The organism is Shewanella sp. (genome assembly GCF_041630135.1).
Classification (GTDB): domain Bacteria; phylum Pseudomonadota; class Gammaproteobacteria; order Enterobacterales; family Shewanellaceae; genus Shewanella.
This window is the reverse complement of sequence record NZ_JBFKLW010000063.1, coordinates 1-24819: the sequence shown is the minus strand read 5'-3', so window position 1 is coordinate 24819 and position 24819 is coordinate 1. Positions and strand designations below refer to the sequence as shown.

Annotated in this window: 25 protein-coding genes; 14 read left to right on the top strand and 11 right to left on the bottom strand. The window is 51.7% G+C overall.

Annotation, left to right across the window (positions count from 1 at the left end; translation table 11 throughout):
* The first annotated feature begins 1477 nt into the window (after positions 1 to 1477).
* The 5 genes from ABYK60_RS15165 to ABYK60_RS15145 all read left to right on the top strand — a co-directional run bounded on the left by ABYK60_RS15165 (position 1478) and on the right by ABYK60_RS15145 (position 4679).
* Positions 1478 to 1882: a hypothetical protein gene (locus tag ABYK60_RS15165; RefSeq protein ID WP_372872862.1), complete on the top strand. Its 405-nt coding sequence runs from the start codon at positions 1478 to 1480 to the stop codon at positions 1880 to 1882.
* Between the two features lie 78 nt (positions 1883 to 1960).
* The gene (locus ABYK60_RS15160; protein ID WP_372872861.1) at positions 1961 to 2275 is read left to right on the top strand and encodes a hypothetical protein; all 315 of its coding nucleotides are present in this window, start codon (positions 1961 to 1963) and stop codon (positions 2273 to 2275) included.
* Positions 2276 to 2349: 74 nt separating this feature from the next.
* The gene (locus ABYK60_RS15155) at positions 2350 to 2622 is read left to right on the top strand and encodes a hypothetical protein (protein ID WP_372872860.1); all 273 of its coding nucleotides are present in this window, start codon (positions 2350 to 2352) and stop codon (positions 2620 to 2622) included.
* 592 nt (positions 2623 to 3214) lie between these two features.
* Complete coding sequence (locus ABYK60_RS15150; protein ID WP_372872859.1) at positions 3215 to 4219, top strand: transposase; 1005 nt, start codon at positions 3215 to 3217, stop codon at positions 4217 to 4219.
* Positions 4220 to 4235: 16 nt separating this feature from the next.
* Complete coding sequence (locus ABYK60_RS15145) at positions 4236 to 4679, top strand: HNH endonuclease (RefSeq protein WP_372872858.1); 444 nt, start codon at positions 4236 to 4238, stop codon at positions 4677 to 4679.
* Between the two features lie 56 nt (positions 4680 to 4735).
* Here ABYK60_RS15145 and ABYK60_RS15140 read toward each other — a convergent pair whose 3' ends face one another.
* Both ABYK60_RS15140 and ABYK60_RS15135 read right to left on the bottom strand, forming a co-directional pair.
* Positions 4736 to 4990 carry a hypothetical protein gene (locus tag ABYK60_RS15140; RefSeq protein WP_372872857.1) on the bottom strand — a complete coding sequence of 85 codons (255 nt, stop codon included), beginning with the start codon at positions 4988 to 4990 and terminating at the stop codon, positions 4736 to 4738.
* 198 nt (positions 4991 to 5188) lie between these two features.
* On the bottom strand, positions 5189 to 6160 hold the full coding sequence (locus tag ABYK60_RS15135) for a DUF2785 domain-containing protein (RefSeq protein ID WP_372872856.1): 972 nt from the start codon (positions 6158 to 6160) through the stop codon (positions 5189 to 5191).
* Positions 6161 to 6551: 391 nt separating this feature from the next.
* On the opposite strand from ABYK60_RS15135, the gene ABYK60_RS15130 reads away from it, so the two are divergent.
* Together ABYK60_RS15130 and ric are read left to right on the top strand one after the other, a co-directional pair.
* On the top strand, positions 6552 to 6935 hold the full coding sequence (locus tag ABYK60_RS15130; protein ID WP_372872855.1) for a DUF3718 domain-containing protein: 384 nt from the start codon (positions 6552 to 6554) through the stop codon (positions 6933 to 6935).
* A gap of 304 nt (positions 6936 to 7239) precedes the next feature.
* Positions 7240 to 7941, top strand: a complete 702-nt coding sequence (gene ric, locus ABYK60_RS15125; protein WP_372872854.1) for an iron-sulfur cluster repair di-iron protein — start codon at positions 7240 to 7242, stop codon at positions 7939 to 7941.
* A gap of 23 nt (positions 7942 to 7964) precedes the next feature.
* Here the strand turns inward: ric and ABYK60_RS15120 are convergent, their stop codons facing one another.
* Entirely contained in the window at positions 7965 to 8864 is a 900-nt protein-coding gene (locus ABYK60_RS15120; RefSeq protein ID WP_372872853.1) for a DUF72 domain-containing protein, read from the bottom strand.
* A 161-nt stretch (positions 8865 to 9025) separates the two neighbouring features.
* Between ABYK60_RS15120 and ABYK60_RS15115 the strand changes: the two genes are divergently transcribed.
* Entirely contained in the window at positions 9026 to 9526 is a 501-nt protein-coding gene (locus tag ABYK60_RS15115; RefSeq protein ID WP_372872852.1) for a helix-turn-helix domain-containing protein, read from the top strand.
* Here ABYK60_RS15115 and ABYK60_RS15110 read toward each other — a convergent pair.
* The 7 genes from ABYK60_RS15110 to ABYK60_RS15080 form a co-directional block, all read right to left on the bottom strand.
* On the bottom strand, positions 9523 to 10116 hold the full coding sequence (locus ABYK60_RS15110; protein ID WP_372872851.1) for a HupE/UreJ family protein: 594 nt from the start codon (positions 10114 to 10116) through the stop codon (positions 9523 to 9525). The genes ABYK60_RS15115 and ABYK60_RS15110 overlap by 4 nt on opposite strands.
* 92 nt (positions 10117 to 10208) lie before the next feature.
* Positions 10209 to 10925 (bottom strand): HAD-IA family hydrolase, encoded by a 717-nt coding sequence (locus ABYK60_RS15105; RefSeq protein ID WP_372872850.1) that lies wholly within the window; start codon positions 10923 to 10925, stop codon positions 10209 to 10211.
* On the bottom strand, positions 10925 to 11815 hold the full coding sequence (gene xerC, locus ABYK60_RS15100; protein ID WP_372872849.1) for a tyrosine recombinase XerC: 891 nt from the start codon (positions 11813 to 11815) through the stop codon (positions 10925 to 10927). Before xerC ends, ABYK60_RS15105 begins: the two co-directional genes overlap by 1 nt.
* A 2-nt stretch (positions 11816 to 11817) precedes the next feature.
* Entirely contained in the window at positions 11818 to 12453 is a 636-nt protein-coding gene (locus ABYK60_RS15095; RefSeq protein WP_372872848.1) for a DUF484 family protein, read from the bottom strand.
* Positions 12450 to 13277 (bottom strand): diaminopimelate epimerase, encoded by an 828-nt coding sequence (gene dapF / locus ABYK60_RS15090; RefSeq protein WP_372872847.1) that lies wholly within the window; start codon positions 13275 to 13277, stop codon positions 12450 to 12452. Before dapF ends, ABYK60_RS15095 begins: the two co-directional genes overlap by 4 nt.
* 62 nt (positions 13278 to 13339) lie before the next feature.
* Positions 13340 to 14584 (bottom strand): diaminopimelate decarboxylase, encoded by a 1245-nt coding sequence (lysA, locus tag ABYK60_RS15085; RefSeq protein ID WP_372872846.1) that lies wholly within the window; start codon positions 14582 to 14584, stop codon positions 13340 to 13342.
* A 14-nt stretch (positions 14585 to 14598) separates the two neighbouring features.
* The gene (locus ABYK60_RS15080; RefSeq protein ID WP_372872845.1) at positions 14599 to 14745 is read right to left on the bottom strand and encodes a lipoprotein; all 147 of its coding nucleotides are present in this window, start codon (positions 14743 to 14745) and stop codon (positions 14599 to 14601) included.
* An 80-nt stretch (positions 14746 to 14825) separates the two neighbouring features.
* Here ABYK60_RS15080 and cyaY point away from each other — a divergent pair, with 80 nt between their 5' ends.
* Positions 14826 to 15158, top strand: coding sequence for an iron donor protein CyaY (gene cyaY, locus ABYK60_RS15075; protein WP_126168430.1), 333 nt, complete (start codon positions 14826 to 14828; stop codon positions 15156 to 15158).
* A gap of 72 nt (positions 15159 to 15230) precedes the next feature.
* Here the strand turns inward: cyaY and ABYK60_RS15070 are convergent, their stop codons facing one another.
* Entirely contained in the window at positions 15231 to 17657 is a 2427-nt protein-coding gene (locus ABYK60_RS15070; RefSeq protein ID WP_372872844.1) for a class I adenylate cyclase, read from the bottom strand.
* Positions 17658 to 17861: 204 nt separating this feature from the next.
* On the opposite strand from ABYK60_RS15070, the gene hemC reads away from it, so the two are divergent.
* The 5 genes from hemC to ABYK60_RS15045 form a co-directional block, all read left to right on the top strand.
* Positions 17862 to 18794: a hydroxymethylbilane synthase gene (gene hemC, locus ABYK60_RS15065; protein ID WP_372872843.1), complete on the top strand. Its 933-nt coding sequence runs from the start codon at positions 17862 to 17864 to the stop codon at positions 18792 to 18794.
* A 2-nt stretch (positions 18795 to 18796) separates the two neighbouring features.
* Positions 18797 to 19516, top strand: a complete 720-nt coding sequence (locus tag ABYK60_RS15060; RefSeq protein WP_372872842.1) for a uroporphyrinogen-III synthase — start codon at positions 18797 to 18799, stop codon at positions 19514 to 19516.
* 57 nt (positions 19517 to 19573) lie between these two features.
* On the top strand, positions 19574 to 20785 hold the full coding sequence (locus ABYK60_RS15055) for a uroporphyrinogen-III C-methyltransferase (RefSeq protein ID WP_372872841.1): 1212 nt from the start codon (positions 19574 to 19576) through the stop codon (positions 20783 to 20785).
* Positions 20782 to 21954 carry a heme biosynthesis HemY N-terminal domain-containing protein gene (locus ABYK60_RS15050; RefSeq protein WP_372872840.1) on the top strand — a complete coding sequence of 391 codons (1173 nt, stop codon included), beginning with the start codon at positions 20782 to 20784 and terminating at the stop codon, positions 21952 to 21954. Before ABYK60_RS15055 ends, ABYK60_RS15050 begins: the two co-directional genes overlap by 4 nt.
* Positions 21955 to 22228: 274 nt before the next feature.
* A partial coding sequence (locus ABYK60_RS15045) for a retention module-containing protein (RefSeq protein WP_372872839.1) occupies positions 22229 to 24819 on the top strand: 2591 nt, incomplete at its 3' end.

Sequence of the window (24819 nt, the reverse complement as noted above, 5' to 3'; positions counted from 1 at the left end):
CCCATTCCCCATTCCCCATTCCCCATTCCCCATTCACCATTCACCATTCACCATTCACCATTCACCATTCGCCATTCGCCTTGCCATGACTACATCTTGCCCGGCTGTCACTTTTATCGTACGCTTGGGCAACTTTTGATTAAAGTTTGCTGTAAAAACAATATTTAAGCGGTTACTAAACTGTGACCTTCAGGTCGCAGTTACCGTCTTGTGATAGCAGGGATGATGTGGCGTGCGCCTGTCTTTCGTTTTCGATTGATGGGAAGTACCAGTGGCAGGGAGTGCTGAAGTGAGCCTCCTTTCCTTATGTTCGATAACTTCCTTTCCTCTGTTGGCTCAGAGGTTCCGCCTGTGTTGTTCACAGTTTCTGTGCTGTTTTGCGTGTGAATTTGGTTTGGTTGGCGCTGGGAGAGATACGCCCGAGAGTATGGGGCGGTAGCGTGGCTGAAAGCGGGTAAGCCGACCTGCCTGTGGCTTGGTTTTAGATGCCAAGCTACGCTTGGCTAACCCTGTGGGTTGTCGCTTTGCAAGCGACGGTAAAGCGCGGCCTTCCAGCCCGCCTCCGGGCAAGGGGCTTTGCGCGTCCAAAGCCCCTTGCAACCCAAAGGACGCCGCTGACGGTGCCGAAAGCCCTTCGGGTTTATGGGATTGCTCTAGCTACTGGTTCGGACTCACATCCCTGTTCGACCCATCAGCCTCGCGCTCGTTAGCTTGTCGCGAAGCGACACTCGCCCCTGTCTCGGCTACGCGCCCAATCCCAACACCCTCAGCGGCCCCGAAGGGGAATAAGCGTGTCATCTGACAGTAAGATGAACAGTTTCATCTTACTAGCGTTTCCCGCAAATAACTGTCAGGAACAGTTATTAACAGCGATAGCTGGCCCGAAGGGTGCCTTGCAGGAAGCAAGGCATAAGGCCTCTGGCCGCCACGCGGAGGAATAGAAGTGAAGCCTTCGGGTGCAGTGTTGAGGGAAAGAGTTATGGGTGTTCGCACTTTTCGACGTCTTTTGGGAAAAATTGTGGGTGACCTTGTTTTGCTTAGTCTGTCAGGTCGCCGATGATTAGGTTTAATTAACTCCGCCTCCTTTATCCCGGGCCCCTGCTGGCGGCGTTATAACTCACCACACCGTCCAGTGTAAGGATGAACAAATGAACATAAACGCAACAGTTGCAGGCCAAGTCATATTAATCAATTTTATAGTTATGATGTATTTAACTTTGAAATTTGCAAAAGGAAAGTCTGACAATCTTCCACTTGTGGGGTTTTATACTTTCCTTCTAAGTTTTCTTTTCTTCCCTGCTAGTTGGATCTTTTGTTGGTATTGGTCAAAAAAGAAACCCAAAGTAGTAAGTGAGTTATAACAAGCTGTTAAACAAGGACAAAAAAACAGTTGGCTTTTGCTCCTTCGTCGCTAATTTTAGCCAACTATTTTTTACCTGTTAACATGGTGTTAGTTGGGCAAGTGGAGTTCTAGTCATTGAACATCGCGATACTTAGGGTCTGTGGAAAATGTGAAGACCTGGAAAGATTAAGGAAAAACTACAAGTTTGAAGTATATAGCCAGTGGAAAAAGGATGACCCAATATCTAAGACTAAAACCTTCTCTGAATCGGGTTTTAAGGTGTTGATTCCTGATGGTAGCTCGCCAAGTGACATGATAGAAATTTTGTCATCTCAACTATTGGATTTATCCGCTCAGAGAATCGATTTTAGAGATTATGGCGTGGCTGCTGAGATAGATATTGGATTTGGTATTGGCGAAGAAAAGCAGTTTACTGCTACATATGATTTGTCATTGGTGTTCCTTGAGTTGGCGGTTAAATGTGGAGTTTCGATTAGTCTATCTGGTTATCCCGTCGATGAAGAAAATGAAACCAACTAACAAAATCAGCCTGCATCACTCCCGTTGGTCGCTGGACCTCGTTACACTCGGCCGCTACTGATGGCGTTTAGTATCACTATGAAATCAAGCATCTGCGTCGCAGCCACAGTTTTCTTAATAGTCTTGGGTATATGGTTAGCTGATTTATTAGATGACCAAAGTAAGTCTGTAAAAATGACTGAGTCTGTTGCCGCTTATAGCGATTGGGAATGTGGTTATCAGCATATGTTGGATTGCAAAGTTGTATTTGAAACCAAAGTTAACAAAAGTTATCCCGTTCAACGAATTCGGTATGGTAAAGACTTTATGGCAATTAAGGTTAGTCAGGCTGGTATTAGTGGTTGGATATCTGCGGGTAAAGGGGTTCAAGTAAGTGCAGAACCAAACACTTAACAAGGCAAGTCGGCATCGCAGTGGGCTAGACGCGCTAACGCGCGGCGCTGCTTAGGGCTTTGAGTACTTTAGACATGGAACAACTGCTGCCACACATCCAAATTTCCACCGACGAAAGTGGGCGAGTATTCTTGGTTGTGGGGGACTACGAATTATTTGATTACATAGATGATTACCTTTCTGATAGCTTTGATATCGTCTATGAATACAGAAAATCGGCTGAGCGTGTAGGCGGTGAGATCATAACGATGTACTTTCCTTCTCATATATCTATTGCGCATTTGAAGTCAGCGGTATCTAGCCTTACCGCAGATGAGGTGGAAGAAATCTACCATCTCAACAACTAGATTTGGAGCGGCATACTCTCGCCTAACAATTATAATACCTGTTGTAAGCGTTAGGTGCTAAAGGATAGTCAAATGGATTTATCAAGTTATTTACCATTTATGATGTTATTGGTGTTCGCGGCGATATCGTTACGTGCATGGAAAACAAAAAGTAACAATCAAACATTACTAATGATTTGTATGGGGTGGGCTGGTATTGCAGTTCTTAGTTTGACGGGAAGTATTCTATTTTTTGTCACAGGACGCGAGTTAATACCCATTTTTCTGCTCATTCTATCACCGATTTCGGCTTTTGTGGCAACAAAGTTTAAAACTATACAACGCACCTAGAAAATAAACTACATTCGCTTCGCTCATTGGGAAAAACATAGGTTGTCTGTTATGTTTAATCGGGCATCGCTGATTATTACGAATTCAAAAAATGTGGTGCTCAAGGAGCATTAGTTATTGGCAGGCTGTTTTTCGGTGCAACAGTATTACTTTATATTTTTCTACGGGCATAGTATCTATGAAGACAGCCATATCTTTTTGATGTTTTGCATACCCTCGACTAGCCTTTGAAGTACCTTCTTTGAACCAGTCGAGGCTCATCATGACCACTGCCCGCCGTCAGTTGATTGATGCTGAGAGTACGCTCTTCTACCACGTGATTAACCGTTGCGTGAGAAGGGCGTTTTTGTGTGGTGAAGATGCGGTTTCTGGCCGCAGTTACGAGCATAGGCGTGGCTGGATAGTGGATAAAATCAGGCAGTTGTCGTCTGTCTTTTGTATTGACGTGTGTGCCTATGCCGTGATGAGTAATCACTACCATTTGGTACTGAAAATCGACCTCGTGGCACAACAATTATTATCGCCGTTAGAGGTTGTTGAGCGTTGGATGAAGCTCTTTAGTGGTAACCCTATCGCTGCAAAATTTCTCAAGGGTGACAGTCTTTCCGAAGGTGAGCGAATACTGCTGGATACCCTGATTGGCGAGTGGCAGGAGCGACTTGGCAGTATCAGTTGGTTTATGCGGTGCTTAAACGAAGAAATCGCCCGCAAGGCAAATCGGGAAGATGGCTGCAAGGGGGTATTCTGGGAGGGGCGCTTCAAATCTCAGGCGCTGCTTGATGAGCAGGCACTGCTGGCCTGCATGATGTATGTGGATTTAAATCCTATTCGTGCCGGTGTTGCTGACTCGCTGCAAGCGTCTGATTACACCTCCATTCAGGAGCGAATCGAAGAACTTGCAGAGCCTGCAATTGGCAGTGTCTCTCTCAAACCGCTACTCCAATTTGATGGTGCAGCCACAGCTGCCGAGCAAACGGGTATCCCCTTTCACTTTGCCGATTATCTGGAACTGATTGACTGGACAGGTCGGGCGGTGCGTGAAGATAAGCGTGGCTTTATTTCCGCTTCCAGACCCAAACTATTGCGTGAGCTGGGCATCAGTGACGATGCCTGGATAACTTCCGCCAAGGAGTTTCGCCGTCAGTACAGCGGGATCAGCGGCCGATGGGATGCCATGTGCGCCATGAAGGTCAAATGCGGTGGGAAATGGTGTCGGGGTAAGCAGCAAAGTCTGGCAATACACCCAGACAAGTCTGCTGGTATTTGATTAGAGGAGATTTTACATGGAATGTTTAATCCACGTCAGATTTAGGATTGGTGAGTCTAACCGGACAAAAGCGTACAAATCAGAAAGCACGGCTCGAAAAGGTATTTGGAAATGGCTCAAAAAAAATGAGCTTGAGCCAGATATCAATGCGAGCTATTTCTCACCTGACACAGGGCATCACTCTTATCAAAGTCATGAGCAACTTTCTGACTGTATGCCCAAACCTATTAATAATTTCTACCTATCCCAAGCTTGGTTGACATTGCGACTTCAAATATTAACCACCCGCCCCCAAGTCTGTGCCTTTTGTGGACGTTCTAAGGATGAACATGGGATTGCGCTAGAAGTCGATCATATTCTTCCCCGCTCAAAACACCCTGAGTTGGCTCTTGAAGCAAATAATTTGCAAATCCTGTGCTACGAATGCAATAGAGGCAAACGTGACAAAATCATGTCATGAAAGAAAGTCTGCACAGGCAAACCTTTTGCTGAACAATGTGATGATGAAAGCCTCAGTCACTCTTGGTTATCTCGCCTCGCTGCCCGTTTGGCGGCTTCTTCGCGCCTTACAAAGATAAAGGTGAGGTACATTTTGGTGGGCAGCGACAATGCCATGCCAAAGGCCACACAGACGGCACTGATAATAATGCCCTTAACACCCATGGCTTCGATGGTGTCATTGAAGTTGTGCAGGTAAATCCCAAGCAGAATGAGCGAGATGCCTATCAACATCACGGTTTTCAGTATTCGTATCAGGGTGTCGTCCCGCATCGTTTTTCTGCCCCATCTCAGATTTACCCTAACCTGTAATAGCTTTTCCCGAGAGCTGTAATCTCATAACTCCATTCAGCAGCCCCTGGTATGCTTCCGGTTAAATGCCTTGAACCATCATCGCCATTACAGTCAGAGCTGTGCGAGAACTTGTAAAGCCCCCTCAGTACTCTCCCTTTCGGCCATTTGATATAACAGTTAAGGCACTTGCTTTAACGCTTGTGCAACCAGTGGCGCCAGGGCCTGCAGTGCCGGATTGGTGCTGGTACTGGCAGGTAGCATCAGCTGGCTTAGAAATGCGCTGCGATTATGCCGCTGAGCCAAGCCCTGAGTGGATGTAAATGCCTGCTCCCAGCTATCAATGTGGCTGGGCTTGGCCCAGAGGGTCAGTTTTTCGCGCCAAAACGACTCGGGAACGTCCTGTCGCATCATGGCGTACAGCACCGGACGAGCCAACCGCTCCGGCTCACCAAAAATATAAGAGTGCCCGGCCGGGCTGATTTGCCCATCTATGGCATTGACCAGCGTCTGTACTGATTTGCCATCCAGCGCCTGATTCAATATCAGCTGCAACAGCAAGTCTGCGCTATGGGCTACCTGATGCCGCCAACCTACAACCTCATCGAACCCCCGATAATCGGTGATGGTCTGCATCTGCGTCGCAGCCAGAGCAACCAATTGGGTGCGCTCAGCATCGCTGAGATAGGGCTGCTTTCGGTCGACTCGCGCCAGCTCCGACAAAACCAGCACCGCAAAGGGCAAATAAACACCACTGCGGTTGTTTTTTGCCGCCGCCACGTCGCTGCTAAGTTGCAGATATAAACGGCGAATACTGGCTTGGTCTACCACTTCTGATCTCAGTAACTGGCTTAACCCGCTAAAACCGATGGCATCTCTGAGCTGAGGATCGTCCTCTTTCAGACAAAGTGCCAACCGCTCAATCATGGCCGGTTGTTCTGCCGAAGCCAATTCAAACTGATCATTTGCCAATTGCAGCAAGGCCGACTTGCTCCATTGCGTATCGGTACAGCTTTGCACAACACCACTGCCAGTTTCACGCGCCTGTACTGCACCGGCATGCATCACCACAGCACATGTGCAGACAGCCATTAACCACAGTGGCTTTAGGCTGGCCAGCCAGCCGTTAACTTCCCATGTCGTTTGTTTCATAATCTTTGATAATCTGTGCGGATAAATATTTAACTGACAATATCTTTCAATTACATAGCCGTCTAAGCCAGCCAATAACATCCATGATATCCATCGGGATGTCAAAACCGGAACGCATCCGGCCCAGCGTCATACACCCTTATCCATCCGACACAAGATCTGTGTCATCTGACATGTCGGGAAACATCTTTTAACCGCGCCACATGCGCGGTTACAGCATTTCCAAACAGATACAAGTCTTATACATCTGCTTACAGCATTTGCGGCACAACGGCACCAAAATTTGCCTGTAACCGGGTTTCGGGCAAGGTTACCACCATGCTTTGCTGCGAACCCGGCGCCCCATTCAGGGGCTTCAACAGTGAATTTGGCCACTACAAGGAATTAACCTATGGACGCACGTATCCTGCTTGCCCCGGCACTGGTGATTGGTCTAAGCACCGCAAATGCCACTGAATACCGTTTTGTTGCAACAGATACCACACCCGAAACGCTGATGTGTGTGGCCGCTGGTAATAACAACACCGGCAAACTGAGAATGGCAATGACCAGACAAAGCGGCAGTATTCGCTATCATGCCAACAGCATTGCCTGCAATGGCAAGAGCATGGCACAGTTTGCCCATCAATATGGAGCCGATAAAACTTACGCATTGTTGGCAGCGCATTCCTACGATCGCCACAAGGCGATTGAAAGTGTCACCATTAAGGATTTGTCTGCCGCCAACACAGAGCGCAGTGACGAGATAGTGTATGTGATGGTGTCCTCCCGCTGATCCCAGGTCTCGCCGGCGGGTTTGGTTCGCCACCATTGATTCAATTCTCCTGGATGCAAACGGCATAATGCTGCTCAGTTTATGCCGTTTATATATTCCACTATCAACCAACATGCTGCTATCCGGCGTTGGCAGCCATTGGCCAGCGCCCTTGTGACAGGTACGCACCACTATTCCCATTACTCCTTTTGGTATATTTCAGTGCCTGTTTTGTGATTACCCAAGCAAATCACTCAGGCTTTCATTGTCGATATCAAAGCCACTTAATAACATGCATACAAATTGCAGCTAAGGATTTTTGATCATGACAAACACTCTGCTTGATACCCGCGTTGGTGAGCTGGTGGTACAGGACTATCGTTTCGCCCACGTGTTTTCCCGCTTCGGTATCGACTTTTGCTGCGGTGGCGGACGCACCTTATCAGAGGCCTGCGAGCGTGCTGGCGCTGACGCCGACGAGGTTGTGAGTGCACTGCAACACAGTGCCGCAGAGGGTGAGCCCGACGCAGTACTGGCCGGTCTGGCTCTGCCTGCATTGCTTGATTACATAGAGGCTACTCACCACAGCTATGTGCGGACCACCGCGCCCTTACTGCTGGAATACGCCGCCAAAATGGTGCGTGCCCACGGCGAGCATTATAGTGAAATCAAGCCGCTGGCAGGCTGGATCCAGGCTTTGGTAGAAGACTTGCTGCCGCACCTGATGAAGGAAGAACAAATCCTGTTTCCTGCCATTCGTGCCATGGCTGGCGGCGAACAGGTGAATGGCTGCTTTGGCCATATAGGCAATCCCATCCGCGCCATGGAATACGAACACGACGAAGCCGGCACCATTTTGAAAAGATTGCGGGAACTGACCCAGGACTATCAGCCACCGGCCCACGCTTGCACCACCTGGCGCATTTGTTACCAGACCCTGGCCGAGTTCGAGGCCGACCTTCACCGCCATATCCACCTGGAAAACAATTTACTGTTTCCAAAAACACTGGAGTTGGCAAGGGGCTGAATTTCGCAAAGCGCGGAACACCGCTAAATATCCAACCTGAACTGCGTGTCAGAAGTGACCTTACTGACGCGCTCCGGTTGCCAGATTTTCGCCACCGTGCCCGACTCATTCACCGCCGCACAAAGTTCGTTAACCAGCACAGCCGCAAGTTCCGGAGCATCACTGTTATCCGGTGTGTGGATAAACAGATAGGGCGAACGTCCTTCGGCAAGCCACTGCTTCAGTCTTTCTTTCCATGGGAGAAAGAACCCCTGGTTGTCACGTCCCGTCGGCAACCCAAGGCTTACAGGCTCACAGCCCCAGGCTTGCAATGTATGGGGCTGGCCGATAAAACGCACTACCGGGTTGAACGCCGTAGCGATGGGATGCACCGGCACCCGCGGCTTTTTTTGCTGGGCATCGATAACCGCCTCGTTGACAGGTGGCAACGCAAATACCGGGCGGGTATCCATAATGATGCGATTAACCCCTTTATCTATCAGCATCCGGTTCAAGCTGCGCTCGGCCTCTCCCTTGGCAAAAAATGCCCGGTGGCGCACCTCCACGCCAAGCCCTATTCCCGCTGGCAGCAACGCCAGAAACTCACTGAGCAACGGCAAAGACTCGGGGCCAAAACGGGCGGGCAACTGAATTTTCCAGATAGCGGTTTTCTCCAGCAGCGGCGTCATTAAGCGAAAAAAATCATTCACTTCTTTTTGGCAGTTACTGAGTGCAAGTTCGTGGGTAATGTGTGAGGGCAGTTTAAAGGTAAAGCGAAAGTCATCCGGGGTGGCACGATCCCAGGCTGCCACTGCAGGCCCCGATGGCAAAGCATAAAAGGTGGTGTTACCTTCAACCGTGTCGAAGGCTTCGGCGTAGGCGGCCAGCCGCGCTTCGGCACTGGCACCGCAGAGCAGCGACTTCCAGCCCTTGTGTGACCACATGGCCATACCGACACGAAGGCGAGGGGTAGGTTTCAACGCTGGCTTGATTCCGAAAATGAGACAGCCCCCACCTTACACAAGCGCGTCCAGGCTGTCACCCGCCCTGGCATCACATAAGCCGTCATGGTATACCCAAACAATAGCCACTACAGGAGGTCATCATGACCCAGTTTGCCCTCGATGATATTCAGCATCTGCATGAGTCAGTGCAGGTAGAGTTCAAATTGGCGGCGGGGCGGGATGGTCAGGGACAGTTGCCGGAAGACATGTGGGAAAGCTACAGCGCATTTGCCAACACCCTCGGAGGCGAAATTATTCTGGGGGTACGTGAAGCTGCAGGCCAGTTCAGTATTGAAGGCATTGCCAACCCCTTACCCATGCTGGAAGAAATCTGGCATATATTGGCCGACAGCAGCCGGATTTCCTGCAATGTGCTATCACCCACTGACGTGCAAATCATCGAACTGGCGGGAAAAAAACTTATCCGGCTACACGTACCTGAAGCCAAAGCATGGCAAAAACCGGTGTTTCTTGGCAAAGATCCGTACAGCGGCACTTATTTCAGGGTAGATTCATCCGATATGCGTGCCAGTCGGCGACAGGTAAGCCAACTGCTGCGTAAGCAACGCCGTTTGTGCGGTTCAGCAGAGAATGAAATTTAAAACCACCACAGCATAACGCCCAGTGAAGCAATGATCCCACCCAGCCCCTTCAGCAGAGGCTTTTCAGTTTCAATCATGCTCAGATACCAGGCCACAGCCGCGGCAAATATCATGATCAACACACTGCCGGCCACAAACCCCATGCTGTACCAGACGGGATTGGCCAGTTCAGGGATTTCCGTTCCATGGGCATGACCATGAAACAGGGCAAAAATGCCCACAAATGCCTGAGCGAATGACAAAGGTAAGTCTCGCCCCATCAGCAAGGCAGCTCCGAACAGCACCACTGACGAGGCGATACCATTTTCAACCAGTGGCATGGGCACATTCAGCATCCCCACAACGGCACCAAACAACAAAAATCCAAGGAAGGCCAACGGAACCGACACTCGCGCCCGGCCACCGAGCTGCATCCCCAGCAGCCCCACGGCAAAAATCGTCAGCAGATGGTCAAGGCCAAAAAACGGATGTGCAAGCCCGGTGAGAAACCCATCGTTGCCATAAATGTTGTGGGCAAAGGCTGGCGCTGACATACACAGTAATATGCCTGCCCAACCAATCAGCCTGAAACGCACCTTGAACCCTTGCACCTCTGCCCCCTTTTTGTGACGAGGTTACAACAGGCTAACAGGTTCAGATTGTTAATGAAAAGATAAATTCAGCATAATGTGAAACCGACGGCTTACAGCAGCATTTCCAATTCATGCAAGCGGGAAATCTGCAGATGTGGCAGCGGTGATAAAAGCGGCAACGACACCGTCTGACCAAAGCCCGGGTTAAGCAGCACCGCCTGACATCCTGCGCGCAGCGCTCCCTGAACATCGGCACTGTGGCTGTCGCCCACATGCAGCAGCGCTGAAGGCAGGATCCCCAGTCTGTCGCAGCCGATGGCAAACAGATCCGGATGCGGCTTCATTCTATTACCATCCCCTGCCGACAGAACAAAATCGAGCACGCCCTGCAAACCAATACGGGTAGGATCAACATTGCCGTTGGTCAGGCCAATCAGCGGGTAGCGACGCTTCAATTTACTCAGCAGCTGCAGGGTCGAATCAGGCACCCGGAAGTTACTGCGGGCATGCACAAACTCCGCCATGACCTGCTCAGCACCCGCATTGGCATCTTCATGACTCAGGCCAAAGTGGCGAAGACCGCTTTTGAGGGTTTCCAACCTAAGGGCCGTTGGGTCATGGGATAACCGCGGATACTTTACCATCACCCCAAGCTTGTGGTGGCGCCATTCATGCTTACCCCATTGACGGGTGAGCGGAAATTCCCGCTGCAGGCAATCAAGGTACGCCTGTTCGGCAGCGGCTATGACAGGGCGGTTATCGTAAAGGGTATCGTCCAGGTCAAAACTGATGGCCGCTATGGGCCGCAGACGGCGAAAAACCTGCATTAATCCCCCTTCTTGCGCGCCCTTGGGTGAGCGCCGTCGTACACCTTGGCCAAATGTTGGAAGTCCAGGCTGGTGTAAATTTGGGTAGTGGCAAGGTTGGCGTGGCCCAGCAGCTCCTGCACCGCCCGCAAATCACCGCTGGATTCCAGCATATGGGTGGCAAAGGAGTGCCTGAGCTTGTGTGGGTGCACTCCAACACTTAAGCCCTGAATTTGCGCCCATTTTTCCATGCGTGATTGAATACTTCGGTGAGAAAGCCGGCTTCCCCAGGTAGAGACAAACAGCGCATCATCGCTGCAACTCATCTGACTGCGGTGACCAAGCCAGTCTTTAATCGCGCTCAGCGCGACGCTACCCACAGGTAAAATGCGCTCCTTGCTGCCTTTACCCAACACCCGAACTTCCCGTGCATCCAGATTGAGATCCCGTACATCCAGCCCTGCCAGTTCTGCCAAACGCAGGCCGCAGGAGTAAAACAGCTCCATGATGGCCCGGTCGCGCAGGGCTATCCAGTCTTCAGGGGGAATATCCAGCAGATGGGTCACCGAATCCACATCCAGATTCTTTGGCAGGGTCTTTTGCTGCTTGGGAGCGCTGAGGGCAGCTGCCGGATCGTTACTTATAAGACCCTCTTTAAGAAGGAATTTTCCAAACTGTTTCAAGGCCGACGCCGTCAATGCCAAAGATCTTGGGCCAAGCCCCTGACGATGAAGCCTGGCCATTACAGCGCTGAGATCCTGACGGCTGACGTCGCGCCAGTGTTTTCCGTTCATCAGCTCAGCAGCTCGCTCCAGCTCGAAGCGGTAATTGCGAACAGTATTGGGTGACAACTGCCGCTCGGTCGCCAGATAACGGGTAAACAGCTCCAGCCACTCACCTTGGCCGACCATGGTCATAGCCTTGGCAGCAGATGGTCCAAAAGCCGCCGCAGCTGATCCAGCAGCAGGTTGTCCATCCCCGGATGAAAGTGCGCCGGATCCTGACTGGCAATGGCAAACACCACCTGACCACATTGCTCGGACAGTCGGGTCAGCGCCACAGACCCCACTTCCCCCCCAAATAGTCGGCACGACTCGCTGGCTGTCAGGCGCCCGAAATAGTGACCTCGGGCAAGGCGGTTACTCCAGATGGCTGAAAGTTCACTGTCCACTTCATGCACCGTAATAAGGCGTACATGGGTAAAGCCAAATTCGCCCATCAGCGCCTGCGACAAATGCTGACGCACATCACCAAGGTCTTCACATTCCAGTAGTTTGAATTGCAAATCGTTGTTGAAGCGGAAGATTTTCTCATTGCGGCGCGCCTCAGTCATCAGCGCGGTAATTTCCTCTTCCAGCTGAGTCACCCGGCCTCGCAACATCTCCTGACGGCGCTCAACCAGAGACACTGTGCCACGCTCATTATGGGACATACGCATGGCCAGCAGCAGTTCGGGATAACGGACAAAGAAGTCAGGGTTATCCAGCAAATATTCACGAATTATCTGCTCATCGAAGGGGGCATCGGTCTTGTGCTTTGGGTCTGTCATAACTGAATTTGTCCGTCATAAACCTGCTGTGCCGGGCCTGTCATCCACAGCGGCTTACCCTCACCTTCCCAATGGATGGTGAGACTGCCACCGGGCAAATCAACCTGTACCCGAGAGCCCAGCTTACCCTGCAACTGCCCCACCACGACGGCAGCGCAGGCACCGCTGCCACAGGCGAGCGTTTCAGCCGCACCGCGCTCGTACACGCGAAGCTTGATGTGCTCCGGGCTCACGACCTGCATAAAGCCGACATTCACGCCCTTTGGGAAACGCTCATGGCGGGTCAACAGAGTGCCCACATCGGCAACCTGAGCCTCGGTGATATTATCCACCTCCAGCACCACATGGGGGTTACCCATGGACACGGCACCACACAGGTACGTTTGTTGTGCTGCCTGCAACAGATAGGTCTTTTCAAACTTTTTGGCTTTAAAAGGGATTTGCGCCGGGTCGAGAATGGGCACGCCCATATTCACGGTCACGCCGCCGTCGCGCTCAAGCCGCAGTGTCATCTTACCCGCACTGGTACTGACTTTAATTTTATGCTTTTGGGTCAGCCCTTTATTGCGAACAAAACGGGCAAAACAGCGGGCGCCGTTGCCACACTGCTCCACCTCGCTGCCATCGGCATTGAAGATGCGATAGTGAAAATCCAAATCTGGATCGTAGGGAGGTTCCACCAATAACAGCTGGTCAAAACCAATGCCAAAATTACGGTCAGCCAGGCGGCGAATTTGTTCAGGCGAAAAGAACACGTTCTGGGTGACACCGTCGACAACCATAAAATCATTGCCCAGACCATGCATCTTGGTGAAGTGGATCAAACTATGCTTCCTTAGCGCCGGGTCAATGCTCCGGCGCCCAAAAATCGGGTACTTTCCCCAGTTTACGGCAGGAGTTGCTCTCCTTGCCAGAGCTGACTGAGTTTTTCCCGTTCACGTACCACAAAGGCCTGATTACCATCGACCATCAGCTCTGCTGCCCGTGGGCGGGTATTATAGTTAGAGGCCATGGTAAAACCGTAGGCACCGGCGCTGCGTACCACCAGAAGATCGCCGCTGTCGGCTGCCAGCTCACGGTCTTTACCCAGGAAGTCGCCGGTTTCACACACAGGACCAACAACATCGCAACGGGTCGTCGCTCTGTCAGTTTTAATGGCTGGAATGATGTTCTGCCAGGCGCCATAGAGTGATGGACGGATGAGATCATTCATGGCGCCATCAACGATGACAAAGCGCTTGTCACCATTATCCTTGGTGTAAAGCACCTGGGTGACGAAAATACCGGCATTGGCGGCAATGGCACGGCCCGGCTCAAAAATCAGCTTCAGCGGACGGCCATTGAGTTTTTTAAGAATCTCTGCAGCATACACATCCGGGTGCGGTGGCGTTTCATTGTTATAAGTTACGCCAAGTCCACCACCCACATCGAAGTGTTCAATCACTATGCCCTGCTCTGCCAAACGGTCAATCAGCGCCAGCATCCGATCCATTGCATCAAGGAAGGGCTTAAGCTCGGTGAGCTGCGAGCCAATGTGGCAATCCACACCTTTTACTGCCAGATGTGGCAACTCAGCGGCACGGGCAAACAGCGCTTCGGCTTCCTCCATGGGAATGCCGAACTTGTTTTCTTTAAGGCCGGTGGAAATATAGGGATGAGTGCCGGCGTCCACATCGGGATTGACACGCAGTGACACAGGCGCAGTCTTACCCAGGCGGCCGGCGACGTCATTAAGCAGCTCAAGCTCGGCACCAGACTCGAGGTTAAAGCACATAATGCCGGTATTGAGTGCCATCTCCATCTCAGCCACGGTTTTACCGACGCCGGAAAACACTACCTTGGTCGGGTCACCGCCCGCTTCGATAACACGGCTAAGTTCACCACCGGAAACAATATCAAAACCACTGCCAAGGCGTGCCAGTACATTAAGCACTGCCAGGTTGGAATTGGCTTTGACCGCATAGCAAATCAAATGGGGATGAGTGGCAACGGCACCATCAAACGCATGCCAGTGGCGCTCGAGAGTGGCGCGGGAATACACGTACAACGGCGTGCCATGCACGGCTGCCAGACTTGCCACATCACAGTCTTCGGCGAACAACCGCCCATCACGATAGAGGAAATGATCCAAGGTGTACTTCCTTATTAGTTGCGCTCATCTTTGGTTGGTTTATCGGCAACGGCAGGTTGCTCCTGGTTAGCGGGAGCGGGGGGCGCCTTGTAAAGGGGGCCTTTCTGACCACAACCCAACAGGAGCAGACTAGCAAGCGTAAGGGATAAATACAGTCTCATTTTTCTCAACTTCAATGCATATGGCGCGGGTTTGGCCTTATAATCGCATTCAAGCCCAAGATTGAAAAGGATCAACATACATGGCGATGACAGACACAGAGTTTCACCATCTGGCCGATGAAATGTTCAACATCATAGAAACCGCGGTTGAAAATGCCATCGACAACGACGATGCCGATGTGGATATCGACAGTTCGGGCGGGGTGTTGCAGCTGACGTTTGAAGATGGCTCCAAAATCGTAATTAACAAGCAAGAGCCGCTGCACGAAGTATGGCTGGCCACCCGCTTTGGCGGTTATCACTTTGGATTTAAAGAAGGAAAATGGATTGACGAGCGTAACGGCGGTGCCGAGTTTATGCCGTTTTTGAAAGAATCCATTAAGCGTCAGGCCAATCTGGACCTGTGCTGGTAAACTGACGTTGCCCAAAAGAGAGCGGCGGGTTTTGGGCCCGCCGTCTTAGTCACCCCATAAACTGACTGTACATTAAAATTCAGCACCCAAATCTTCCCGCGCCATCCCCACCGGCAGTGCCCGTAATTCACCCTGCTGACGAACCAGCTGGAAAAACTGCGGTAAATTAAAGCGGCCGCGCACCTCATAAAGCCCTTCAAAGGCCGATTGCTGACTCACCTTGTTAACCAGCGCCTCCACCGTAATGCCATGTTGCACATAGTGACTTAACTGGTTCTCGGAATTGAGAATAAACACATCGATTCCTTCGTCACGCTGGCGCAGAAAATACTGGATAACATCTTGGGTGGCATAATCCTGAATCAGCTCTGGCACACTGGCAAAGGGGTCGTCCCCAAGTTCAGGTCTTGGCAATGCAACCAAATGACCATGACTTAACTGCCGATACAGCGAAGGCGCGTCATCCAGGTCTTCAAATGCCACTCCCAAGGTGTTGAAAAACAAGCCATAGCTCTTGTGCCCAATCCTTAGCGGTTGCATCAGAGTCGATGACACATTGGCCTGGCAACTGAGTGTTGCCACCTGTTTAAGCAGGGATTGCACCGCCAGTTCCAATTGAGGCCGAACCCGCTCACTGCAACCTATGGTACGCAAATCCACATTGGTGCCCGCACGACGGATGCCCGGCGCAATAAAAGTCATGGCCTTGAGCAGCGCCTGTTCGCCATCGAAGTGATGGCAGTGCCATTCTCCCCAGGAATTAAAACAGAGCACATCCAGTGAACCCAGCATGTTACGTTTCTGTCTGCCAAGGGAAAACAGATTGGCATTCATCATATCGATAAGCACTTCCTGTCCGGGCCAATCGGGAGTGGGATCCTGTTCCAGATTCACCATCAACACCAACTTGCGGTAATGCCAGGGCTGACATAAATCCTGCTTGGAAACTTTGGTTTCTACATCGGCAATGGCATCTGATAAGCGTCGGTTCGCCTCTTCCAGGCGTTTACCCGCTTTGCGATCGCCATACCAAAACCATTGAGTCGACTCCCCGGCAACCCCATTGAGTGAGGCCCACAGCAGCAGGGCCGCCAGATTATCCGCCACAAACACCGCCGCCTCGCCTTTAAGTGCTGAGGCATCCGGGGCGTGTCGATATAAGTAATGACGACCATCTGACTGGCTGGTGATCACCGTCAAGCGACGCTCTTCTACCCTTTGGCTCCACAGTAAATTCAACTTGGGGATCAGGTGGTGATCTTCGTTGAAATAGGTATGTAATTTGCGGGTCAGCATGCCGAGATCTTCAACTCTCAGCCCTTCGCTGATACCGTGACGGGACGCAAAATGCAGCAGTGTTTGATAGCTAGCCAGCATCAGTTCATTCAGTTGGGCGTTGAACCACTGCAGCTGACCACTGTGCCAGTACTCACAGCTATCAAGAGTTTCGATGAGGGTTTCCGGCCACTCCCAGGCGCTTACCAGAAGCTGCATTTTCAAATAGCGCCAGTCTTTGGGTTGTTCAGACTGACTGAGGCGCACAGCACACTTGAGATAAAAGCAGCGCCGGACAATCTCCAGCCGCCGGTGATCATTGATGGCCGTCAAATACTCTTCAATGGTCTCGTACAGCAGAAAATAGGGGTCATTGGCGGCTGAAAAATCCCCCTCCAGGGTGTGTTTCCATACCCGCTGGCTAAGCTGCTCAGTATCCGGGTAACGCCAGGCATAGGCCTCCAGCAGCAATACCTTCAACAGTGCTTTGTGGGGCTTAACCAAACCTTTGTAAAGCTGCCATAAGGAGGCGCTGAAATACTCGCTCGCAGGCAGCTTGTGCACATCACCCAGCCAGAGACCATCGCTGCTGACCCTGGCATCGGGCCACCAATACAGCGGTTTACCACCGAGTCGGATTTGAGTGCGGTAAAACTCTTCCAGCAGCAGCCAATGCTGGGCGCTTCCGCTGTGTTCAACACCCATTGTGAGCTTTTTATCTTTTGAAGATCTTTCACCTCGAAACTGCTGTGGATTGACCAAATAAAAATTCACTTCAAAGTCAAAGCTGGCAAACCATTGCGTCAGGGAACTGAGTTTGCCCGACAGCGCCATCACCTCTTCCTCAGCCAAGCTTTGTTCATGAATAACCCACACATCTACGTCACTCAGCGGATTCTGACCAAAACTGCCGGTGCTGCCCATGGCATACACCCCTTCTATTGCATATGGCCAATCACTGCGTAAACCGGGCAAGCCCAAAGAAAGCACCCTGGCAGCTTCAAAATGAGGGGAATCGGGTTCGAAGCCCGCCAGACCACAAGGTGTCGCATGACCGTTATAGCCGGGTAGCCTGGGGCCATGAAAATGCAACAGCAACGGAATGGCATGCAGCAGGTGCCGCTTTAGAGGGGACAACAGCGCCAGTGCACGCGCCAAGCGCACCTTATTCAGGCGCTCAGACAGGCTGAGTGCAGAAGTAGACCAGCTGCTTTGTGAGATCATCTGCTAAGACGTTGCCAATCCTTGGAAAGTATTCAGCCATGCTACCACCCCCATGAATCAATGCAACTTTTGAGAGCGAGATCACATTTTTAGCGCTGAACTCCCCGGCAGCAACAAAAAGATGCGACGGGCGTTCCTTACATCCCTGCCCGTGCAATGTTAGCATTGGCGCAATTAACGCAGACCATAAGATGGAAAATCGGCATGTCTCAAAACCTTATACGTATCGCGACCCGCAAAAGCCCCCTCGCCATGTGGCAGGCTGAGTTTGTAAAAGCTGAACTTGAGCGCATTCATCCCGGCCTGGTAGTAGAGCTGCTGCCAATGAGCACCAAGGGTGACGTTATTCTGGATACCCCGCTGGCCAAGGTGGGTGGTAAGGGCCTGTTCGTAAAAGAGCTGGAAGTCGCCATGCTGGAAGGCCGTGCCGATATCGCGGTGCATTCGATGAAAGATGTACCGGTAGAGTTCCCCGATGGTCTGGGTCTGGAAGTGATCTGCGAGCGTGAAGACCCCCGTGACGCCTTCGTTTCCAACACTTACAAGAGTATCGACGAACTGCCACAGGGTGCCGTGGTGGGCACCTCCAGCCTGCGTCGTCAATGTCAGCTGCGTGCCCGCCGTCCGGATCTGCAGATTAAAGATCTGCGCGGCAATGTCGGTACCCGCCTGGCCAAGCTGGATTCAGGCGAATATGACGCCATTATCCTGGCCGCGGCAGGTCTTATCCGTCTGGAGCTGGCCGAGCGCATTGCCGGCTTTATCAGCACTGAAGAGTCACTGCCTGCCAATGGCCAGGGCGCTGTGGGCATTGAATGCCGCACCGATGATGCACGGGTGAAAACCCTGCTGGCACCGCTTGAGCATAAAGAGACCCGTCAGCGGGTACTGGCAGAACGTGCGATGAACACCCGTCTGGAAGGTGGCTGCCAGGTCCCTATCGGTGCCTTTGCTGAAATCGACGGCGATACCCTGACCCTGCGTGGTCTGGTGGGTAACCCCGATGGCAGCGAAGTCATCACAGGCACCGTCAGCGGTAACAAAGAAGGCGCCATTGAACTTGGCCAGCAACTTGCTGACGACCTGCTCAGCCGTGGCGCCAAAACCATTCTGGATGCCGTGTACAGCCGGAGCTAATCATGAAGCTGCTGCTCACCCGTCCAGAGGGGAAAAATGGCGCCATGACGGCCGCCCTCAGCGCCCGGGGGATCCCTTTTTTGGTGCAGCCGCTGCTGGCGGTAACACCACTGGAAGTAACGGATGAGCAGCTTGCTGCACTTGCCGGTGCAGACATACTGATTTTTATCAGCACCAGCGCTGTAACCCATGGTGCTGCGGCCTTTAACGGCAACTGGCCAGCTGCAGACTATTATGCAGTGGGTGAAGCCACCGCAGATGCGCTTGCTGCCGAGGGGATCCATTGTCAACGTTCGCCTGTCGATAGTCAGGCCACTGAAGGCCTGCTGACCCTACCGTCTCTTACTCGGGTAACAGGCAAACGCATTATCATTGTCCGTGGCCGTGGCGGCCGCGAGGCAATGGCAGAAGCATTGCGCGAGCGGGGAGCTGATGTAAGCTATCTAGAGGTGTATCAGCGGGCTTGCCCAAGCCTTGATGGCAGAGCTCTCAGTCAAAGCTGGAAGGACTTTGGGGTGGACACCATTGTAGTGACCAGTGGCGAAGTACTCGAAAACCTGATAAATCTCGTACCCAAAGACAGTTTTGCTTGGCTTAGCAGCTGTCATATCATAGCGCCCAGCGCCCGGGTTGAACATCGGGCAAGGGAACTGGGGCTTGTTAGAGTCATCAATGCCGGAGCAGCAAACCAAGCCGCCGTGCTGGACGCACTGGGGATGTAAGTTTTTGCTGCTTTGGTTTCCCTGAATTGAACGCTTTCTGGCATCAAGGATTGTTTCATGGAAAACCAACAGCAAGACGCCGGGCGCCCAGAGTCACAGACTCTGTCAGCCATGGACACTTCAGACACCCACTTGGCATCGCAACAGCCCGAACAACTGCCGCAACAACGTCAACGCAGCTCTTGGGCACTTCGTCTTGCAGTACTGCTGTCATTGGGCATGGGCGCAACAGCACTTGGTGGCGGCTACTATCTGTATCAACAAATAGAAGAGCAGTTCCATCTCACCAATTCACTGGAAGATAAGACTGCTCAGGCACTGAAGGCGCCTATGGATCGCCTGAATCAACTGGAGCAACGCCAAAATCAGATTAGCGCTCTGGAGCGGGAACTCGGCCGGTTGACCAGTGATCAGATTGCGCTTGAGAAGCGGTTGGCCAATATGTCTCAGAAAACACCTGATGACTGGTTAATAGCTGAGGCTGATTATCTGGTGCGCATGGCCGGGCGCAAACTGTGGCTTGAGCTTGATCCGGGCACAGCATTGAGTCTGCTCAAGGCCGCCGATGAACGTATCACAGCCATGCAAGACCCCGCCCTGTTTACACTGCGTCAGAAGTTGGCTGCAGATATGGATCAGGTGGCATCTGTACGCACAACCGACATCGCCGGCAACGTCTATGCGCTGGACGAAGTGATGAAGCGACTTGAGCAGCTGACCCCGGGGCAAAACAAGCAGGAGTATCGCCCAGATACCAGCGAAATCCTAAGCGAATCACTGGATGACTGGCGGGCAAACCTGGCCAAGAGCTGGCAAGCTCTCATCCGTGATTTTGTTACGGTACGCCATCGCTCTCAGGACATTACCCCGCTGCTGACACCGGAGCAGGAGTGGTATCTCAAGCAGAATATCCGCTCAAAGTTGCTTCAGGCTCAGTTGGCGCTGTATCGCCACGATGAGCGCAGCTTCCGTGAAGCTGTGGTCACGGCCGAAGGTTGGGTAAAACTGTATTTCAGCCAGGATAAAGGCTCCGGCGCTCACGTGGTTGAAAGCCTGGAGCAGCTGGCAAGTCTGCGTATTGACGCTATTCCCATCAGCAAGTTTCAATCGTCGGATCTACTGCGAAGTCTTGTTCAGGACGGCCTGACACCTGAGCCCCGGGAAGCGGTTCCGGCCTCAGCCCCACTGCAACCTTTAGCTGACCCCGACAGCGAGCCAGAGCCTTCGACCGAAGCCCTTCCCCAAGCTGCCGAAGGGATAACGCTATGATAAGAACCTTGATTTATTTGGGCATTATCCTTACAGGCCTGTGCCTTAGTCCATATTTGATAGGGAATACGGGCTACCTATACCTGTCAGCGTTCGATTACGAAATAGAAACCAGCCTGGTGTTTGCCGTGGTGATGCTGGTCATCGCCTATGGCGTCATAGTCACAGTTGAATGGCTGTTGAGGAAATTCTTGAATTTGCTGCTGAGCAGCCGCTATTTACCTGAGCGCTGGCGTCGCAAAGCGGCCAAAAAGCACACTTTGGCCGGTGCGCTGGCACTGGCAGAAGAGAACTGGGCTGATGCTGAACACAATATGGTCAAAGGTGCGGCCAAAGGCGAGCTTCCTGCATTAAATCTGCTGGCCGCAGCAAGGGCTGCCCAGCGTCAGGGCAAATATGCCGAGCGTGATGGCTATCTTGAACTCGCCGTCAAAGAACCACTTGCAGAGTTGGCAGCCACGACCAGCCATGCTCGCTACCTGTTACAACAAGGCGAATTGGAGACTGCAAGAGTTGTGTTGGAAAAGCTCAGTCCAGGCAGTCGCAGCAAACCTGCGATTATACGACTGGCAAAAGAACTGTACTTGGCACAGGAGGATTGGCAAGCGTTAAAACTGCTGCTTCCAGCCATCATCAAGCATAACTTGATGGAACAGCAACAACTGGCCCTGTTCAGTAGCCAAATTAACCTCTCGCTGCTCCGAAAAGCCGCCGCCCAGAGCAAACAAGCGCTGGATGAGTGTTGGCAATCGCTCAGTCGTCACGAACGTACAAACGCAGAACTGCAAAGCCAATATGCCTTGGGACTGGAATCGGTAGAGAACCATGAAGATGCCATAAAATGGTTGTGTAAGGCATTGAAACATGAAAATCCCGAACCCGCTTTTATCGCATTGCCGCTTATAGCTACTGCAAACGATACTGACATCATAAAACTGATACAACAGCTTGGTTCTGTGTGGGCAGATAGCTGCGAATATTTGTCCGCTCTGGCCCATTTACAAAAAATAACCCGCGACAATAAAGGTGTCCGGGATTCACTGGAAAAGCTCTGTCAATTACAACCAACCCCGGTAAATTGGTCTGCTTTGGCCCAGGCTCAGGAACAACTGGGCGATACCCACGGGGCATATTTAAGCTATAAAAAGCTCGCCAGCCACTTAGATTGATAGAATGATTTTGATTAAAAAAGCCACCGTTTAGGTGGCTTTTTTCTTACGCGTTGGATATTTCACAGTTTTATCAGCTTTAAACTGTTGAATACGTGTCAGTATCCCTGCCGACTCCGGTTCCAGGCAGTAAATAAGCCATTCGCCTGACACAGCGTCATAAATTTGACAGCCCCGTCCCTCTATTCAGACTTAAAGTAGCACCATTGCCTCTGGCGTGGACTGAATCCCAATACTTCGACTGTAGGACGGTCGGATGCAAGGAGAAAGGACTATGGGCATTGCAATCAACCAACAGGATGCAATCATCACACTGATAGTTGGTCAACTGAAGGCCAAGGATGAACAAGGCAACATACGGACACTCAGTACCGGAGATGTAATCCATCAGGGTGAACAGCTGATATTTTCAGCAAACGATAAATTCATCGTTGAGTTGGAAGATGGTACACGCCTAGATGAATCCGATATGCGACCTCAGGCACAATCTGTTGCAAATCAAACACCAGATATAGCCTCGGATGGCACTGATGCCGAGATTGCAGCCCTGCAAGCCCAAATATTGGCCGGTCAGGATCCGACTGCTGATTTACCCGAAACCGCTGCAGGCGCCGGTGGCACTGGAACAGAGGGTGGGTTTGATTACAGCAGCGTGAACCGTGATGGCTCAGAAACCCTCGCAAGTGCAGGCTGGGACACCACGGGATTTACCTCCGCCCCCTCGTCGATTCAGGAAGATCCGCTGCTAACGGATATCCTCGACGAAGCCCCATTTGTCACCAATGCCACACTCAGTTTTTCCGATGCGGCTTTACCCCAGGGAACCAGTCCAAATGCGCAGCAAGTCACTCAAAATGGCAGCATCAGCTTTAATGCATCTGCCGGTGTTCTCAATCTCAGTATCGATGGTGTCGCCATCGTCAGCAATGGCGTGTTCAATGGCCCTGTAACTATCAACACTTCATTCGGGATACTGACTGTTTCCGGTATTGACTTAGCCTCTGGCATTTTAAGCTTCAGTTTCACTCAAACAAGTGCTGCAACACACAGTCAGGGAGATCTAGTCACTCAAGTATTCTCTTTACTGCTAACTGATAATCAGGGGGCGACTGCCTCAGGCACTGTAGCCATCGTTGTCGGAGATGATGCTCCCGCAGGTCAGGATGATATTAACAGTCTCTCAGAAGACGCCGAACTGGCAGTTACCGGCAACCTGCTCGATAACGACACCCAAGGGGCTGATACAGCACAAGTGGTTGCTGCTGGGGCGGGGACTTCGACGGAAACCAGCATCACTCAGGCGACCGTGATTAACGGTAGTTTTGGTGTTCTTACGCTTAACAGTGACGGTAGCTACAGCTACCAATTAGATTCAGCACTTGAGGCTGTTCAGGCGCTGGCACAAGGCCAAAGCCTGAGTGAAGTATTCAGCTATTTGTTGCAGGATGCCGATGGTGACACAAGCGTGCAATCGCTGACGATTACTATCAGTGGCAATAACGATAAACCTGTCATAACTACCGAACAGGGTGAGGATTTGGGGACTGTTATCGAAGCTGGTAACTTCGATGATGGTTCTATCAACGCTGGCGTACCATCTGTTAGCGGTCAACTCAGTGCCAGCGATGTGGATAATGGAGCCATATTAACCTGGACTGGCAACGCCAGCAGTGCCTTAGGCAGCTTTACTATTGATGATTCAAGTGGTGCATGGACTTACGTGCTCAACAACAGCGCTGCAGATAGCCTTCAGGAAGGTGAAGAGCGCGTTGAAAGCTTCCTTGTCACCGTCACAGATGAATTTGGCGCAGCCACAACACAAGAAGTAACCATTACAATCGTAGGTACCAATGATGCGCCTGTGTTAAGTGCCGAGGCAAACGGCAGTGTCACAGAAGATCAAAATGTCATTGATGGCAGATTGATTGATAGCGGAATCCTTTCTTTCACTGATGTCGACTCAGGCGATAGCCACCAGATGAGCAGTAGCTTTAACGGTGACATCAGCTGGAGTGGCGGCGATCTGACGACCAACCAAATCAATGCCCTGGTAGCTGGCTTCAGTGTTGATAATGACAGCTGGGATTACAATATCGATAACAGCCTGGTGCAGTTTTTGGCTGAGGGTGAAACCATTACCTTAAGCTTCACCGTTATCGTGACAGACGAATTCGGTGCCAGCGACAGCCAACAGGTTACCATCACTATTACCGGCACCAATGACGGCCCCATTATCAATCCACCGGAAGAAGGTGAAGCGGACGGTACTGTTGTAGAGGCCGGTAACTACGATAACGGTAACCTAAACCCCGGTTCCCCTGTAATTTCCGGCACTTTGACCGCTGGTGATGCCGATCATGATGCAGCATTGATCTGGAGTGGCAATGCCGACGGTGAATACGGTAGCTTCACTATCGATCCCGACACCGGAACCTGGACTTTTATACTCGATAACAACACTGCTGACAGTTTGCAGGAAGGTGAAACCCGCACAGAAACCTTTTTGGTTACCGTAACGGATCAAAATGGAGCCAGCAGCACACAGGAAGTCACTATCACAATTGTCGGCAGTAACGATGCTCCAATATTATCTCTGGATGACAGCGGCGGCGTCACCGAAGACCTTAACGTCGTGGATGGCCTGCTCAGCGACAGCGGTGCCCTCAGCTTCACCGACGTGGATATCAACGACAGCCACAGCGTCAGCAGTGACTACAACGGTGACATCAGCTGGAGTGGCGGCAACCTGACGGCCGACCAAATCAATGCCCTGGTGGCCGGCTTCAGCGCCGATGGCGACAGCTGGGATTACAGCATTGCCAACAGCCTGGTGCAGTTCCTGGCCGTGGGTGAAACCATCACCTT

Bases quoted from the DNA above. Each gene is read 5' to 3' on its own strand.
- ABYK60_RS15050 (WP_372872840.1), top strand. From the start codon at position 20,782: ATGATAAGAACCTTGATTTATTTGGGCATTATCCTTACAGGCCTGTGC.
- ABYK60_RS15060 (WP_372872842.1), top strand. From the start codon at position 18,797: ATGAAGCTGCTGCTCACCCGTCCAGAGGGGAAAAATGGCGCCATGACG.
- xerC (WP_372872849.1), bottom strand. From the start codon at position 11,815: ATGGTCGGCCAAGGTGAGTGGCTGGAGCTGTTTACCCGTTATCTGGCG.
- cyaY (WP_126168430.1), top strand. From the start codon at position 14,826: ATGGCGATGACAGACACAGAGTTTCACCATCTGGCCGATGAAATGTTC.
- ABYK60_RS15105 (WP_372872850.1), bottom strand. From the start codon at position 10,925: ATGCAGGTTTTTCGCCGTCTGCGGCCCATAGCGGCCATCAGTTTTGAC.
- ABYK60_RS15080 (WP_372872845.1), bottom strand. From the start codon at position 14,745: ATGAGACTGTATTTATCCCTTACGCTTGCTAGTCTGCTCCTGTTGGGT.
- ABYK60_RS15135 (WP_372872856.1), bottom strand. From the start codon at position 6,160: ATGAAACAAACGACATGGGAAGTTAACGGCTGGCTGGCCAGCCTAAAG.
- ABYK60_RS15115 (WP_372872852.1), top strand. From the start codon at position 9,026: ATGACCCAGTTTGCCCTCGATGATATTCAGCATCTGCATGAGTCAGTG.
- ABYK60_RS15095 (WP_372872848.1), bottom strand. From the start codon at position 12,453: ATGACAGACCCAAAGCACAAGACCGATGCCCCCTTCGATGAGCAGATA.
- ABYK60_RS15150 (WP_372872859.1), top strand. From the start codon at position 3,215: ATGACCACTGCCCGCCGTCAGTTGATTGATGCTGAGAGTACGCTCTTC.
- ABYK60_RS15130 (WP_372872855.1), top strand. From the start codon at position 6,552: ATGGACGCACGTATCCTGCTTGCCCCGGCACTGGTGATTGGTCTAAGC.
- ABYK60_RS15145 (WP_372872858.1), top strand. From the start codon at position 4,236: ATGGAATGTTTAATCCACGTCAGATTTAGGATTGGTGAGTCTAACCGG.
- ABYK60_RS15155 (WP_372872860.1), top strand. From the start codon at position 2,350: ATGGAACAACTGCTGCCACACATCCAAATTTCCACCGACGAAAGTGGG.
- ABYK60_RS15140 (WP_372872857.1), bottom strand. From the start codon at position 4,990: ATGCGGGACGACACCCTGATACGAATACTGAAAACCGTGATGTTGATA.
- ABYK60_RS15120 (WP_372872853.1), bottom strand. From the start codon at position 8,864: ATGTGGTCACACAAGGGCTGGAAGTCGCTGCTCTGCGGTGCCAGTGCC.
- ABYK60_RS15055 (WP_372872841.1), top strand. From the start codon at position 19,574: ATGGAAAACCAACAGCAAGACGCCGGGCGCCCAGAGTCACAGACTCTG.
- ABYK60_RS15160 (WP_372872861.1), top strand. From the start codon at position 1,961: ATGAAATCAAGCATCTGCGTCGCAGCCACAGTTTTCTTAATAGTCTTG.
- ABYK60_RS15070 (WP_372872844.1), bottom strand. From the start codon at position 17,657: ATGATCTCACAAAGCAGCTGGTCTACTTCTGCACTCAGCCTGTCTGAG.
- ric (WP_372872854.1), top strand. From the start codon at position 7,240: ATGACAAACACTCTGCTTGATACCCGCGTTGGTGAGCTGGTGGTACAG.
- hemC (WP_372872843.1), top strand. From the start codon at position 17,862: ATGTCTCAAAACCTTATACGTATCGCGACCCGCAAAAGCCCCCTCGCC.